The 15195-nt window shown below is 66.4% G+C and carries 10 protein-coding genes; 3 read left to right on the top strand and 7 right to left on the bottom strand.

Annotated elements, in window-relative coordinates; all coding sequences use genetic code 11:
* Nucleotides 1-10: 10 nt before the first annotated feature.
* Both N0B71_RS02295 and N0B71_RS02290 read right to left on the bottom strand, forming a co-directional pair.
* Complete coding sequence (locus N0B71_RS02295; RefSeq protein ID WP_259757000.1) at nucleotides 11-1840, bottom strand: SLC13 family permease; 1830 nt, start codon at nucleotides 1838-1840, stop codon at nucleotides 11-13.
* 111 nt (nucleotides 1841-1951) lie between these two features.
* Nucleotides 1952-3607 carry a thiamine pyrophosphate-binding protein gene (locus N0B71_RS02290; protein ID WP_259756999.1) on the bottom strand — a complete coding sequence of 552 codons (1656 nt, stop codon included), beginning with the start codon at nucleotides 3605-3607 and terminating at the stop codon, nucleotides 1952-1954.
* A gap of 231 nt (nucleotides 3608-3838) precedes the next feature.
* Here N0B71_RS02290 and N0B71_RS02285 point away from each other — a divergent pair, with 231 nt between their 5' ends.
* A complete protein-coding gene (locus N0B71_RS02285; protein ID WP_259756998.1) occupies nucleotides 3839-5743 on the top strand; it encodes a M14 family metallopeptidase in 1905 nt (634 codons plus the stop codon).
* 239 nt (nucleotides 5744-5982) lie between these two features.
* Here N0B71_RS02285 and N0B71_RS02280 read toward each other — a convergent pair whose 3' ends face one another.
* The 4 genes from N0B71_RS02280 to N0B71_RS02265 all read right to left on the bottom strand — a co-directional run bounded on the left by N0B71_RS02280 (nucleotide 5983) and on the right by N0B71_RS02265 (nucleotide 12060).
* Complete coding sequence (locus N0B71_RS02280) at nucleotides 5983-8832, bottom strand: valine--tRNA ligase (protein WP_259756997.1); 2850 nt, start codon at nucleotides 8830-8832, stop codon at nucleotides 5983-5985.
* A gap of 757 nt (nucleotides 8833-9589) precedes the next feature.
* Nucleotides 9590-9961: a DNA polymerase III subunit chi gene (locus N0B71_RS02275; protein WP_259756996.1), complete on the bottom strand. Its 372-nt coding sequence runs from the start codon at nucleotides 9959-9961 to the stop codon at nucleotides 9590-9592.
* 19 nt (nucleotides 9962-9980) lie between these two features.
* The gene (locus N0B71_RS02270; protein ID WP_259756994.1) at nucleotides 9981-10409 is read right to left on the bottom strand and encodes a DNA polymerase III subunit chi; all 429 of its coding nucleotides are present in this window, start codon (nucleotides 10407-10409) and stop codon (nucleotides 9981-9983) included.
* Nucleotides 10410-10569: 160 nt separating this feature from the next.
* Nucleotides 10570-12060 carry a leucyl aminopeptidase gene (locus tag N0B71_RS02265; protein ID WP_259756992.1) on the bottom strand — a complete coding sequence of 497 codons (1491 nt, stop codon included), beginning with the start codon at nucleotides 12058-12060 and terminating at the stop codon, nucleotides 10570-10572.
* Between the two features lie 191 nt (nucleotides 12061-12251).
* Here N0B71_RS02265 and lptF point away from each other — a divergent pair, with 191 nt between their 5' ends.
* Nucleotides 12252-13376, top strand: a complete 1125-nt coding sequence (lptF, locus tag N0B71_RS02260) for an LPS export ABC transporter permease LptF (RefSeq protein WP_259756991.1) — start codon at nucleotides 12252-12254, stop codon at nucleotides 13374-13376.
* A complete protein-coding gene (gene lptG, locus N0B71_RS02255) occupies nucleotides 13369-14436 on the top strand; it encodes an LPS export ABC transporter permease LptG (protein WP_259756990.1) in 1068 nt (355 codons plus the stop codon). The genes lptF and lptG overlap by 8 nt, the downstream gene beginning before the upstream one ends.
* A gap of 129 nt (nucleotides 14437-14565) precedes the next feature.
* Here lptG and N0B71_RS02250 read toward each other — a convergent pair whose 3' ends face one another.
* Nucleotides 14566-15081 carry an RDD family protein gene (locus N0B71_RS02250; RefSeq protein ID WP_259756988.1) on the bottom strand — a complete coding sequence of 172 codons (516 nt, stop codon included), beginning with the start codon at nucleotides 15079-15081 and terminating at the stop codon, nucleotides 14566-14568.
* Between the last annotated feature and the right edge of the window lie 114 nt (nucleotides 15082-15195).

Here is a 15195-nt window from a genome sequence, read left to right as displayed (position 1 = left end):
TTTTCGGCGGCTACAGCGGCAGCAGCCAGGGTACCAGCACAACGCTGACGATCATCACCAGAATCGTGAAGGGTACGCCAACCTTGACGAAATCGCCGAAGCGATAACGCCCCGGTCCCAGCACCAGGGTGTTCACCGGTGAGGAAATGGGCGTCATGAAGGCGGCCGAGGCGGCCAGCGCGACGATCATCGCGAAGGCGTCGGGCGAGGCGCCCAGGGCCTTGGCCGTGGCCACGGCCACCGGCGCCATGAGCACTGCGGTGGCGGTGTTGGAGATGAACAGGCCGATCAGCGCCGTCAGCGCGAACAGGCTGGCGAGAATGGCGTAGGGCCCGGCGCCGCCGAGGACGCCGACCAGGCCGTTGACCGCCAGGGTGATGCCGCCGGTCTTCTGCAGGGCCAGGGCGAAGGGCAGCATGCCGACGATCAGCAGCAGGCTCTGCCAGTGGATGGCGCGGTAGGCGCTGTCCATGTCGATGCAGCGGAATGCGCCCATCAGCAGGCAGGCGATCAGCGCGGCCATGACGTTGGGCACCAGGCCGCTGACCATCAGGATCACCATCACCGCCAGGCTGAACAGCGCGTGGGGCGCCTGGCTGGCGGCGGGGGCGGCCTCGTCCACTTCCATCGGCAGGCCGAGCACGAGGAAGTCGCGGCCGCGGCTCTGCAACTGGCGGATGTCCTTCCAGGGCCCGACCACCAGCAGGGTGTCGCCAACCTTGAGCTTGGCTTCCAGGAGCCCGTCCACCACGGCTTCGCGGTTGCGTCGCAGGCCCACCACGTTGAGGCCGAACTGGCTGCGGAACTCCAGGTCCAGCACGCTCTTGCCCAGCAGGGCGGACTCCGGCGGCAGCGTGACCTCGGCCATGCCGACCTCATGGGAGCGCTCGGTGAAGTAGTCGCCCTGCAGGCTCAGCGGCTCCAGGCCGTACTCGTGGTAGAGACCCAGCAGATCGGTGCGCTCGCCGAAGATATCCACCAGCAGCACGTCCCCGGCCTGCAGCTGGATGTTGGCGTTGGGGCTGAGGATCTTCATGCGGAAGTGCGCGGTGCGTTCGATGGCCACCACGTTGGTGCCGGCGCGGGCGCGCAGCTCCACCTCGCTCAGGCTCATGCCCACCAGCCGCGAATCGTGGCGGATGCGCAGGCGGCGCTCGCGGCCGGCGAGCTGGTAGTCGCGGATCAGGTCGCCCAGGGTGCGCCGCTTGACGCTCTGCCCGGCGTCGCCGTCGTCCTCGCCCAGCCAGCGCCGCGCCACCAGCATGTAGCCGACGCCGAGCACCAGCACCACCAGGCCGAACGGGGTAAAGCTGAAGAAGCCGAAGCCCTGGCCGCCCTCGCGCACCAGTTCGCTGTGCACCACCACGTTGGGCGCGGTGGCGACCAGGGTGAGCATGCCGCTGATCAGCCCGGCGAAGCTCAGCGGCATCATCAGCCGGCGCGGCGAGACGTGCAGGCGCGCGGCGATGCTCAGCACCACCGGAATGAAGATGGCGACCACGCCGGTGGAACTCATCACCGAGCCAAGCCCGGCCACCGCGAGCATCAGCAGCACCAGCAGGCGCGTCTCGCTGGCGCCGGCACGGCGGGTCAGCCATTCGCCGATGCGGTAGGCCACGCCGGTACGCACCAGGCCCTCGCCGATGACGAACAGCGCGGCGATCAGGATGACGTTGGGATCGGCAAAGCCGGCCAGCGCCTCCTCCGCGCTGAGGATGCCCGACAGGGGCAGGGCGACCATCACCAGCAGGGCGACCACGTCCATGCGCGGACGGTTGATGACGAACAGCCCCACCGCGGTGGCGAGCAGGGCGAGTACCCAGATCAGTTGCAGACTCATGCGCTTCCCTAGCGAATTACCGGCGCCATTGTGCCCGCTGCGGCGAGCGCAATGCCTTGACCCGGTGCAGCTTAGCGAAGCCTGAGCCGCTGCGTATTGCGCAAGGCCGCGTCAGGGCAGCCGCGCGGCCGGGGTGATCTGCTGCGGATCGGTGCGCAGTTCGATCAGCGCCGGCCGGCCGCTGGCCTGGGCGCGTTCGAAGGCGGCGGCGAAATCCTCGCTGCGCTCGACCCGCTCGCCATGGGCACCAAAGGCCTGGGCGAGGGCGACGAAGTCGGGGTTGCGCAGCTCGGTCGCGCTGATGCGGCCGGGGTATTCGCGCTCCTGGTGCATGCGGATGGTGCCGAGCATGCCGTTGTTGACCACGATGACGGTCAGCGCCGCGCCATACTGCACGGCGGTGGCCAGCTCCTGGGGATACATCATGAAGCAGCCGTCGCCGGCGAAGCACACCACGCTGCGCTGCGGGTCGCGCAGCTTGGCGGCGATGGCGGCAGGGAAGCCGTAGCCCATGGCGCCATTGGTGGGGGCCAGCTGGCTGCGTGGCGCGCGGTAGCGGTAGAAGCGGTGCACCCAGACGGCGTAGTTGCCGGCGCCGTTGCTGACGACGGCGTCGTCCGGCAGGGTTTCGTTCAGGTACTGGACCACCTGCGCGAGGTCCACTCCCCGCGGTGGCTCGGCATAGTGCGGCGGGGTGATGTAGTTCAGGTGGTCCGCGCGGGCGGCGGGGGTCCATTCGGCCCAGGGCGTTTCGCTGAGCGGGTCGAGGCCGGCGAGGGCGGCGGCGATCTCCGGCATGCCGGCCTGGATGCTCTGGTCAGCCTGGTAGACACGGCCCAGCTCGCTGGCATCGGCGTAGACGTGGATCATGTCCTGCAGCGGGCGCGGGCTCTGGATCAGGGTGTAGCCGGCGGTGGGCGTTTCGCTCAGGCGCGAGCCGAGCACGATCAGCAGGTCGGCCTCCTGCACCCGCGCGGTGAGCGCGGGCGAGGCGCCGAAACCGAGCTGGCCGACATACTGCTCGTCGCGGTTGTCGATCAGGTCCTGGCGACGGAACGAGGCCACCAGTGGTAGCCGGTTGGCGCGGGCGAAGGCGCGCACCTGCTGGCAGGCCTCCGGCGTCCAGCCGGTACCGCCGACGATCAGCAGCGGGCGCCGCGCCTGGCTCAGGCGCTCGCGCAGCTCGGCCATGGCGGCGGCAGCGGGCGCGGGGCGAGTGATCGGCGTCGGCGCCACGTCGGCGACCTGCGCGCAGCCGAACAGCACTTCCTCCGGCAGCCCGATCACCACCGGCCCAGGGCGCCCGGACTGGGCGACGCGGAAGGCGCGGGCGACGATCTCCGGAATGCGGCGGATGTCGTCGATCTCGGTGGCCCACTTGGCCAGGCCACCGAACATCTGCCGGTAGTCCACTTCCTGGAAGGCTTCGCGGCCCTTGAAGGCGCTTTCCACCTGGCCGATGAAAAGGATCATCGGTGTCGAGTCCTGCATCGCCGTGTGCACGCCGTTGGCCGCATGGGTCGCGCCCGGCCCGCGGGTGACGAAGCAGATGCCGGGGCGGCCGGTGAGCTTGCCGTAGGCATCGGCCATGTTCGAGGCGGCGCCTTCGTGGCGGGTGACGATGGTCTGGATATCGGCGGCATCGTGCAGGGCATCGAGCACCGGCAGGTAGCTTTCGCCGGGGATGCAGTAGACGGTGTCCACCGCGTGCTGCTGCAGGGCATCGACGAGGATCTGGCCGCCGTTGCGGGCCGGGAGGTCGGACATGGACATGCAGTTCCTGGAAGGTGAGCTGGGCTGCGCCGATCTTCGAACAACCGCCAGGGCGAACCAAGCGATCATTCTTCGCAAGGTCATTCCGCCGTGGAATGCATCCGGCGCCTTCTGCGAACGGGCGCGACGACGAACCGCGCTGGCGTTTTTCGCAGGTTGTCTATGGTTCATGCACGGGCGCAGACGCGTCCGCAGGACGATTTTGCTGCAAAAGGAGAATCTTTCATGGACCACCTCTCGTCCCGAGTGCTACTCGCCGGCCTCTTTGCCACCTCCAGCCTGCCCCTGTATGCCGCCCTGCCTTCGGCGCCGGGGTACATCGATGACAGCGGCTACAGCGCCGCCGCCAGGACGCGCATCCTCCCGGCGATGTTCGAGCAGAAGCTCACCAGTACGAAGTACATCGCCAAGGCCGACAACCCGCTGATCACCCTGGCCGAATCCACCGGCTTCCAGCAGACCTCCGACTACCACCAGACCCGCGCCTGGCTGCAGAAGCTGGCCGATGCCTCCAGTGGCACCATCGCCCTGAGCGACCTGCCGGAGAACAGCGCCACCGGCGAGCCGATGCTGCTGGTGACCGCCAGCCGCGAGGCGGACAAGTCACCGGCCGGGCTGAACAAGTCCGGCAAGCCGACGATCTTCGTCGAAGCTGAAATCCACCCGGGCGAGGCCAACGGCAAGGACGCCATGTTCATGCTGCTGCGCGACATGACCACCGGCGACAAGCCGCTGGCCGGCGTGCTGGACAAGGTCAACATCCTCTTCATCCCCACCGTGAACATCGACGGCGACCTGCGCCGCAGCCCCTACGGGCGGATCAACCAGAACGGCCCGGAGGTCACCGGCTGGCGGGTCAACGGCCTGAACTACAACCTCAACCGCGACTTCACCAAGCTCGACAGCGCGGAGATCCGCAACGTCGCCTGGGTGTTCAACCAGTACGACCTGAGTTTCTTCGCCGACACCCATTCCACCGATGGCGCCATGTATCCCTACGACAGCTCGTACTGCCACAACGGCAACGGCTGGTCGCCGGCCTCCAGCCAGTGGATGGACAAGGTCATGCGCGGCCCGGTGTACAAGGCGCTGGAGGGCGACGGGCATGTGGTGCACGAGTGCATCAGCTTCAACGACAACCAGGACCCGACCCAGGGCTACTACCCGTACCGCACGGACCTGGCGCGTTTCTCCAACCAGTACGGCGATATCCGCAACGTGCCCTCGATCCTTATCGAGCAGCACGCGCTGCACCCCTACGAAACCCAGGTGCTGGGCAACTACGTGATGCTCAAGGCGATGTTCCAGGTGATCGGCGATAACGCCGACTCGCTGAAGCAGGCGATCACCAAGGATCGCGAACGGCTGGCGGCGCAGCAGCAGGTGACGCTCACCTGGAAGCCGGGCGAGGCGCAGCGCACGCCGTTCACCGTGGGCGACTACCGCTACGAGGAATCGCCCATCACCGGCAAGAAGACCATTGTCTGGAGCAACAAGCCCAAGCAGCTGAACGTGCCGATCACCGACAACTCGGTGCCGGACCTGGTGGTGAAGCGGCCGAAGCAATACGTGGTGCCGGTGCAGTGGAGCGAGGTGATCGCGCGCCTGAAGTCCCACGGCATCCAGATGGAGACCCTGGACAAGGCCACACCCATCGAGGTGACGCTGTACCGCATGGACGACATCAAGCTGGCCGGCGGATTCGAGCCGGATCGCGCTGCCACCAACGAGATTCCCGGCTACGAGGGGCATCTGCTGGTCAGTGGCGTCGGCAAGCCGTTCCAGCGCCTGCAGACCTACCCGGCGGGCTCGGTGGTGATCGACACCGACCAGCCGCTGGGCGTGCTGGCGGTCAACCTGCTGACGGCGGAAAGCCCTGACTCGTTCTGGTCCTGGGGCTTCTTCAATTCGACCCTTGTGTCCGCCGAGGAGCCGGAGGAATACGTGATGGAGCCGATGGCGCGCAAGATGCTCGCCGAGGACCCGAAGCTGAAAGCCGAGTTCGAGCAGAAGCTCAAGGACGACAAGGCCTTCGCCAAGGACGCCCAGGCACGCCTGCAGTGGTTCTACCAGCGCACGCCGTTCTATGACGTGAATGCCTACGTGTACCCGGTGGGGGCGGTGTACTGACGAGCGCCGGGGGATGACGCGCTCTAAGGAGGAGGCTGCCTCTCTGGGGCGTCTGTGTCCGCGCGTCCCCCTCACCCCAGCCCTCTCCCTCAGGGAGAGGGACAGTCCGTGCCGGCTGATACTGTGGTTTCAACCTTCACCGAACGGTCCCCTCTCCCGCTTGCGGGAGAGGGTTAGGGAGAGGGGATCTTGATCTGCAAAAAGCACAAGGCCCGCATTGGCGGGCCTTGTGGTGGGGCTTACAGGCTGGCGATCTTCTCGCGCTGCTGGATCAGGTTGGTCACGGCCTGCTCGGCTTCGGCGAGCTTGGCGCGTTCCTTCTCGATCACTTCCGGCGGGGCCTTGGCGACGAAGCCTTCGTTGGACAGCTTGCCGCCCACGCGTTTGACTTCGCCTTCCAGGCGCTGGATTTCCTTGTCCAGGCGCGCCATCTCGGCAGCCTTGTCGATCAGGCCGGCCATCGGCACCAGCACCTGCAGGTCGCCCACCAGTGCGGTGGCGGACATCGGCGGCTCTTCGCCTTCGTCCAGCACGCGGATGGTTTCCAGCTTCGCCAGCTTCATCAGCAGCGGCTCGTTGTCGGCCAGGCGGCGGTGGTCCTCGGGCGATGCATTGTTGAGCACCAGGTCGATGCGCTTGGCCATGGAGATGTTCATCTCGCCACGGATCTGGCGAATGCCCAGCATCAGCGCCTTGACCCACTCGATATCGCCTTCGGCGGCGGCGTCGATCTTCGCCTCGTCGGCGATCGGCCAGGGTTGCAGCATCAGGGTGTCACCGCTCTTGCCGGCGGACGCCTTGATGCGCTGCCAGATTTCCTCGGTGATGAACGGCATGAACGGGTGCGCCAGGCGCAGTGCGGTTTCCAGCACGCGCGCCAGGGTGCGGCGGGTGCCGCGCTGGCGTTCGATGGGCGCGTTCTCGTCCCACAGCACCGGCTTGACCAGTTCCAGGTACCAGGCGCAGTACTCGTCCCAGATGAACTCGTAGAGGGCCTGCGTGGCCAGGTCGAAGCGGAAGGCGTCCAGCTGGCGGGCGACTTCGATCTCGGTGCGCTGCAGGGCAGAGATGATCCAGCGGTCCACCGAGGACAGTTCGACCGGCTCGCCATTGACGCCGGTGTCCTTGCCATCGGTGTTCTCGATGACGAAGTTGGCAGCGTTCCACAACTTGTTGCAGAAGTTGCGGTAGCCCTCGACGCGGCCCATGTCGAACTTGATGTCGCGGCCGGTGGAGGCCAGCGAACAGAAGGTGAAGCGCAGGGCGTCGGTGCCGTAGCTGGCGATGCCTTCGGGGAACTCGGCCTTGGTCTGCTTGGCGATTTTCTCGGCGAGCTTGGGCTGCATCATGCCGCTGGTGCGTTTTTCCAGCAGTTCGTCGAGGGTGATGCCGTCGACGATGTCCAGCGGGTCGAGCACGTTGCCCTTGGACTTGGACATCTTCTGGCCCTGGCCGTCGCGCACCAGACCATGCACGTAGACGGTCTTGAACGGGATCTGCGCGGTGCCATCGCCATTCTTGATCAGGTGCATGGTCAGCATGATCATGCGCGCCACCCAGAAGAAGATGATGTCGAAGCCGGTCACCAGCACGTCGGTGGGGTGGAAGGTCTTCAGGTACTCGGTCTGTTCCGGCCAGCCGAGGGTGGAGAAGGTCCACAGGCCCGAGCTGAACCAGGTGTCGAGGACGTCTTCGTCCTGGCGCAGGTTGGCGTCGCCCAGGTTGTGCTTGGCGCGCACTTCGGCCTCGTTGCGGCCGACGTAGACGTTGCCGGCGTCGTCGTACCAGGCCGGGATGCGGTGGCCCCACCACAGCTGACGGCTGATGCACCAGTCCTGGATGTCGCGCATCCAGCTGAAGTACATGTTCTCGTACTGCTTGGGCACGAACTGGATGCGGCCGTCTTCCACGGCGGCGATGGCGGGCTCGGCCAGCGGCTTGGTGGAGACGTACCACTGGTCGGTCAGCCAGGGCTCGATGACGGTGCCGGAGCGGTCGCCCTTGGGCACTTTCAGCGCGTGGTCGTCGATCTTCTCCAGCAGGCCGGCGGCCTCGAAGTCGGCGACGATCTGCTTGCGCGCGACGAAGCGGTCAAGGCCGGCGTAGGCGGCCGGCAGGCTGGCGTCCAGCTCGGTGTTGACGCTGCCGTCGAGCTTGAACACCTGGGCGGTGGCGAGGATCGCGGCGTCCTTGTCGAAGATGTTGATCAGCGGCAGGTCGTGGCGCTTGCCGACTTCGTAGTCGTTGAAGTCGTGGGCGGGGGTGATCTTCACGCAGCCGGTGCCGAACTCGCGGTCGACATAGTCGTCGGCGATGATCGGGATGCGCCGGCCCACCAGCGGCAGGTCGATGAAGGTGCCGATCAGCGCGGCGTAGCGCTCGTCTTCCGGGTGCACGGCGACGGCGCTGTCACCCAGCATGGTTTCTGGACGGGTGGTGGCGACGATCAGGTGGTCCTTGCCGTCGGCGGTCTTGTTGCCGTCGGCCAGCGGGTAGCGCAGGTGCCAGAGGTGGCCCTTCTCGTCGTGGTTCTCCACTTCCAGGTCGGAAATGGCGGTGTGGAACTTGGTGTCCCAGTTGACCAGGCGCTTGCCACGGTAGATCAGGCCGTCCTCGTGCAGGCGCACGAAGGCTTCCTTCACGGCGTTGGACAGGCCTTCGTCCATGGTGAAGCGCTCGCGCGACCAGTCCACGGAGGAGCCCAGGCGGCGAATCTGGCGGGTGATGGTGCCGCCGGACTGGTCCTTCCACTCCCAGACCTTCTCCAGGAACTTCTCGCGGCCCAGGTCATGACGGGCGATGCCCTGTGCGGCCAGCTGGCGCTCCACCACCATCTGGGTGGCGATGCCGGCGTGGTCGGTGCCCGGCTGCCACAGGGTGTTGCGGCCCTGCATGCGGCGGTAGCGGATCAGCGCGTCCATGATGGCGTTGTTGAAGCCGTGACCCATGTGCAGGCTGCCGGTGACGTTCGGCGGCGGGATCATGATGGTGTACGGCTCGCCGGAACCTTGCGGGGCGAAGTAGTTCTCTTTCTCCCACAGGGGGTACCAGTGGGATTCGATGGCGTGGGGCTGGTAGGTCTTGTCCATGAGCGCGGCGGGACCCTGATAAGGCTAGACGGAAAACCGCTGAGTATAACGGGAGGCGGGGCTCACAGGCCACCAGTGTGGGGTGAGCGGGCCTGCTTTTACAGGCGTTGCTGTGGGCGTAGGAGCGGACTCCGTCCGCGTTTGGCCTCCGGCCGCTCAGCTGGGGCCTTGTAGGAGCGGGCCATGCCCGCGATCCGCCGGCAGGGCCGGCGCGTGCCCCTGTGATATTGCAGGGGCAGCACCTGTCAGGATGCGGCGGGCGTCGGCTTGGGCATTCCTGCGCCGCTTCGGTGTGCGCGCGGACTTCCCGTTTCGCCACCTCGGGCGACCTTCTTTGGCAAACGCCCCAAAGAAGGCAAAGGTCTTGCCCCGGACATCCGGTTTTTCGCTTAGGCGAAAAATACCCTCGCTCCAGCGAAGTTTCAGGGGCACGCCGCGAAGGGCCATCCCTGGCCCATCGCAGCTCTCGCGGCATCCATGCCGCTCAACCCCTGAAACTCCGCTTCCACTCGGCCTCCTGGACGGGGCCGTTCGGAGCGCGCGGGTGTTTCTCTGGAAGCCTTTAAAAGCCAGAGCCAGGGCCAGATACGGAGGTCGGATGGGGATATGGCTCTTCGTAGGAGCGAGCTTGCTCGCGAACACCCCCCGCTGCGAAGCCCGGTTCGCGAGCAAGCTCGCTCCTACAGGTAAAGGGGGGCGCAGGAGCGACCGTGTCCGCGATTGGCGCGAGGCCGCGCGGCGTTGCGGTAGGGAACCGTCAGGGCTTGCGCTGCGCCAACAGCCGTTGCATCCGTGCCTCCAGGCGACGCTGCAGCTCGGCTTCGATCTGCGGGGCGAAGTCGTCGAGGACGTCCTGCAGGATGAGCTGGGCCGCGGCGCGCAGTTCCAGGTCGAGGCGGTTCAGCTCGCTGGCCGTGGACGATGCGGTTGGCGCTGCCGGCGACACGGCTGCCGGGGTGGGCGGCTGGGGGGCGGGCGCGACCACGTCGGAGAGCAGCGGGATGTTGTCCGGCTCGAAGGATTCGGTGAGCAGGGGCGGCTCGGCGCCCGATTCGTCCAGCAAGTCCTGGATCTTCTTCAGGTCTTCCAGCAGGTGGTCGGGGTCGTGCGGGGGCTTGCGGTTGTCCATGGTCGTGGCGAAAACGCTCTCAAGGGCGCGGCAGGCGATGGTCCTGCAAAGGATAGCCCTGCTCGCGGTAGCGACGGAAATTCTCCCGCGCGGCCTGACGAATCGCCGGTTCCTCGATCACCAGTTCGGCGACCCGGTTGAACCGGTCGACGAAGGTGGGAATGGCCAGGGTCAGGTTGATCAGCAGGTCCCGGTGGCTCTCCGGCGGCTCGCCGAGGGCGAGCACGATCGGCGAGTCGGCATCTTCTTCCACCGCATTGTGTGGGATGAAGGTTTCGCCCCGGAAGTTCCACAGCCGGGCGTCCAGCGCCTCGCGCTGGGCCTCGTCGCTGCACAGCACGAAGATGCGCATGCCTTGCCGCCAGGCCTTTTCGGCCAGGCGGCAGGCGATGGTCAGGCGTGCGTCGGGATCGGCGCTGGGAATAACGTAGAAATCCACGCGCGTCATTTTTTGGCCCCAAAGCTGCTGCGTTTGCTCATGCTGCGTTGAAAACCTGCGCAAATTGCTCATTTACAAAACGGAAGCTGCGCATTTGCACAGGCTTTCGCCTTGCCCGAGCGGCACTCGCGACGCGTTGGGTTCCAAAAAACATGGCTGTCTTACTCCGTTACTTCACACGGTCCAGCAGGTACTGGGTCAGCAGCGGAACCGGGCGGCCGGTGGCGCCCTTGTCCTTGCCGCCGCTGATCCACGCGGTGCCGGCGATGTCCAGGTGCGCCCAGTGGAACTTCTTGGCGAAGCGCGACAGGAAGCAACCGGCGGTGATGGTGCCGGCCTTCGGCCCGCCGATGTTGGCGATGTCGGCGAAGGGGCTGTCGAGCTGCTCCTGGTACTCGTCGAACAGCGGCAGCTGCCAGGCGCGGTCGTCGGCGACTTCACCGGCCTTGAGCAGTTGCTTGATCAGCGCGTCGTTGTTGCCCATCAGGCCCGAGGTGTTGGAGCCCAGGGCGACGATGCAGGCGCCGGTGAGGGTGGCGATGTCCACCACGGACTGCGGCTTGAAGCGCTCGACGTAGGTCAGCGCGTCGCACAGCACCAGGCGGCCTTCGGCGTCGGTGTTGAGGATTTCGACGGTCTGGCCGCTCATGGTGGTGACGATGTCGCCCGGGCGGGTGGCGCCGCCGCTGGGCATGTTCTCGGCACAGGCCATCACGCCCACCAGGTTGATCGGCAGCTGCAACTCCAGTACGGCGCGGAAGGTGCCGAACACGGAGGCCGCGCCGCACATGTCGAATTTCATCTCGTCCATGCCCAGGCCGGGCTTGAGGCTGATGCCGCCGGTGTCGAAGGTGATGCCCTTGCCGACCAGAACGTGCGGGGCCTCGTCCTTCTTCTTCGCGCCGTTGTACTGCAGCACGATCAGGCGCGGCGGCTGGTCGCTGCCCTGGGCGACGGCGAGGAAGGAACCCATGCCCAGCTCGCGCAGTTTCTTCTCGTCGAGGACTTCGACCTTCAGGCCCTTGTATTCCTTGCCCAGCGCCTTGGCCTGCTCGCCGAGGAAGGTCGGGTGGCAGAGGTTCGGCGGCAGGTTGCCCAGGTCGCGGGTCAGGGCCATGCCGTTGGCGATGGCCTGGGCTTGCTTGGCGCCTTGTTCGACGGCCGCGGCGTCGGCCTTGTCGACCAGCAGGGTGACCTTCTTCAGCTTCGGCGCTTCGGCCTTCTGGCTCTTGAAGCGGTCGAAGACGTAGGTGCCGTCGGCCAGGGTTTCCACCTGCAGGCGGGCCTTGCCATGGGCGTTGCGGCCTTTCACCGCCAGGTCGCCCAGGGCCAGGACGGCGTCGGCGCCACCCAGGTTCTTCAGATTGTTCAGGACGGCGGAAACCAGTTTGCGGTAGGCGCGGTCGGAGAGTTCGCGCTCTTTGCCGGCGCCAACCAGCAGCACGCGCTCGGCCTTAATGTTGGGTAAATCCTGCAGCAGTAGAGTCTGGCCGACCTTGCCCGCCAGATCGCCACGCTTGAGCAGGGTGGCGATGGCACCGCCGGTGGCTTCGTCGACGGCCTTGGCGGTGGCGCCCAGCTTGCGGCCTTCGCCCACGGCGATGACCAGGGTGGCGGTCTTGAGAGTTTCCGGACGTACGCTTTTTACAAGGAATTCCATGGCTGAGTGTCCCCGGGACAAAGAGCTTGAATGGTCTGCGAAGGAAGATGGCCTGCGCAGTGACAGGCCCGGCGAATCGCAGGATAATGCCGGCTATTTGCGCTGGGTCGCGTCCGCGCGCACCCGGCAATGCTTCACGGCGGCTAGTTTGAGCGTAGCCGCCTGAGCGTGACAACCCTGGAGTGTCCGGTTTGATTGTCTTCCGTTACCTGTCCCGTGAAGTGCTGATCACCATGAGCGCGGTGAGCGCCGTGCTGCTGGTCATCATCATGAGCGGCCGTTTCATCAAGTACCTGGCGCAGGCCGCCCAAGGCCTGCTCGATCCGGGTTCGCTGTTCATGATCATGGGCGTGCGTCTGCCGGGCTTCCTGCAGCTGATCCTGCCGCTGGGCCTGTTCCTCGGCATCCTGCTGGCCTATGGCCGCCTGTACCTGGACAGCGAGATGACCGTGCTGACCGCCACCGGCATGAGCCAGCAGCGCCTGCTGGCCATCACCCTGGCGCCGGCGCTGTTCATCGCCCTGCTGGTGGCCTGGCTGAGCCTGTGGCTGGCGCCGCAGGGCATCACCCAGATGCAGCTGCTGCTGAACAAGCAGGACGCGATGACCGAATTCGACACCCTGGCGCCGGGGCGCTTCCAGTCGATGCGCGACGGCACGCGGGTGACCTACACCGAAACCCTGGCCAACGAGCGCACGGAGCTGGGCGGGGTGTTCATTTCCGACAAGAACCGCCCGCGCAACGGCAAGGACGGCGGCACCTCGGTGCTGGTCGGCACCACCGGTGTGCAGGAAATCCACGCGGACGGCAGCCGCTACCTGATCCTCAAGGATGGCTACCGCTACGATGGCACGCCGGGCCAGGCCGACTACCGCGAAATTAAGTACGACACCTACGCGGCGCTCCTGCCCAAGCCGGAAGTGAGCAGCGAAATCGACGACCGCGACGCCATTCCCACCGCCGACCTGCTCGGTAGCGACGACCCGCGGATGAAGTCCGAGCTGCAATGGCGCCTGTCCATCCCGCTGCTGGTGTTTGTGGTCACCGTGCTGGCGGTGCCGCTGTCGCGAGTTAACCCGCGCCAGGGCCGCTTCCTCAAGCTGCTGCCGGCGGTGCTGCTGTACATGGCCTACCTGGCGCTGCTGATCGCCGGGCGCGGCATGCTCGACAAGGGCAAGATCCCCATGGCCCTGGGCCTGTGGTGGATCCATGGGATATTCCTGGGCATCGGCCTGTTGTTGTTGTACTGGGAACCGCTGCGCCTGAAGCTGGCCGCCCAGCGAGCGAAGTCGGGCGGGGGTCTGAAGCATGCGTAAGCTGGATCGTTACATCGGCACGACGGTCTTCGTCTCCATTCTCGCGGTGCTGGGGGTGATCCTCGGCCTGGCCGAGTTGTTCGCCTTCGTCGACCAGCTGGGGCAGCTCGATGACAGCTACACGCTGACCGAGGCCCTGAAGTTCGTCCTGCTCACCGCGCCGAGCCGTGGCTACGACATGCTGCCGATGGCGGCGCTGATCGGCTGCCTGGTGGGCCTGGGCACCCTGGCCAGCAACAGCGAGCTGACCATCATGCGCGCCGCCGGCGTGTCGCTGCAGCGCATCGTCTGGGCGGTGATGAAGCCGATGCTGGTGCTGATGTTCGTCGGCATTCTGGTTGGCGAGTACGTGATTCCCTACACCGAAACCGCTGCCCAGAGCGGCCGCGCGCTGGCGCAGAGCGGCAATGGTTCGCAAAGCTCCAAGTCGGGCCTGTGGCACCGGCAGGGCCACGAGTTCATCCACATCAACGTGGTGCGCCCGGACGGCGTGCTGCTGGGTGTGACCCGCTACAACTTCGACGACAACCGCCGCCTGCAAACGGCGAGCTTCGCCCGCCAGGCTGTGTTCGAGAACAACCAGTGGCAGTTGCAGGACGTGACCACCACGGTGCTGCACGCCGCGGAAAAGCGCAGCGAAGTGGTGGCCGCGCCGAGCGAGACCTGGAACATCCAGCTCAGCCCGCAGCTGCTCAATACCGTGGTGATGGAGCCCGAGGCCCTGTCGATCACCGGCCTGTGGGGCTACATCCACTACCTGCAGGACCAGGGCCTGAGCTCCAACCGCTACTGGCTGGCGTTCTGGACCAAGATCCTGCAGCCGCTGGTGACGGCGGCCCTGGTGCTGATGGCGATTTCGTTCATCTTCGGCCCGCTGCGCAGCGTGACCCTCGGCCAGCGCGTGTTCACCGGTGTGCTGGTGGGCTTCACCTTCCGCATCGCCCAGGACCTGCTCGGGCCGTCCAGCCAGGTGTTCAACTTCCCGCCGCTGCTGGCGGTGCTGGTGCCGGCGGCGATCTGCGCCTTCCTCGGTGCGCTGTTGCTGAAGCGGGCAGGTTAAAAGAGGCTTGTAGGAGCGCGCTTGCTCGCGATCAATCCCTGTTCCGGGGCGAGAGGTTCGCGAGCAAGCTCGCTCCTACACAGAGCAAAAACAAAAGCCGGCAATCGCCGGCTTTTTTCTGCACAGGGGTCAGCCCCGGCCCTGGGTGGCCTTGCGTACCGCCTTGGGAATCTGGATCACCACGCTTTCCGAGTAGCGGTCGTGCCAGGTGCGCTTGTCCTTGTCCCAGAGCATCCAGAGGAAGCCCAGGCCGGCGCAGCCCCAGGAGGCAATGGCAATGACGAAGCGCAGCAGCGCCTGCATCAGGCTGATGCGCGTGCCATCGGCGTTCTGGACGCGCACACCCCACACCTGCATGCCGAGCGTCTGGCCGCTGTGGGTCCAGAACTTCGCGAAGAAGGCGAACACGCTGACGAACAGCAGGCTGGAAAGCAGCGGGTCGCCGGTCAGCGCGCCCTGGTCGGCCAACTGCCGGAGCTTCTCGCCGCCGTAGATCAGGCGCAGGAAGCCTTGCTGGTAGATCAGCGTCACCACCATCAGCAAGGCCACGCAGAGCAGGAAGTCGTAGAACATCGCGGCGAAGCGACGGAGGAGCGTGGCGGGCGGGAAGTTCCCCGCGGGCTGGAGCTGCTGCGGCTTGGGCATGGGCGTCTTCTGTGGCGATCAGGATGGGCGGGGATTATACGGATTCCGTTGCCAGGCGCCCGGCGCCGGAGGCTGTTCTAAGCTCAAGGCACGTCGCTGCCTTCGGGGGAGTGG

It is taken from the genome of Pseudomonas sp. GCEP-101, assembly GCF_025133575.1.
GTDB classification, from domain to species: domain Bacteria; phylum Pseudomonadota; class Gammaproteobacteria; order Pseudomonadales; family Pseudomonadaceae; genus Pseudomonas; species Pseudomonas nitroreducens_B.
Note: the sequence above shows the minus strand (reverse complement) of the source record. Positions and strands in the feature narration are given on the sequence as shown.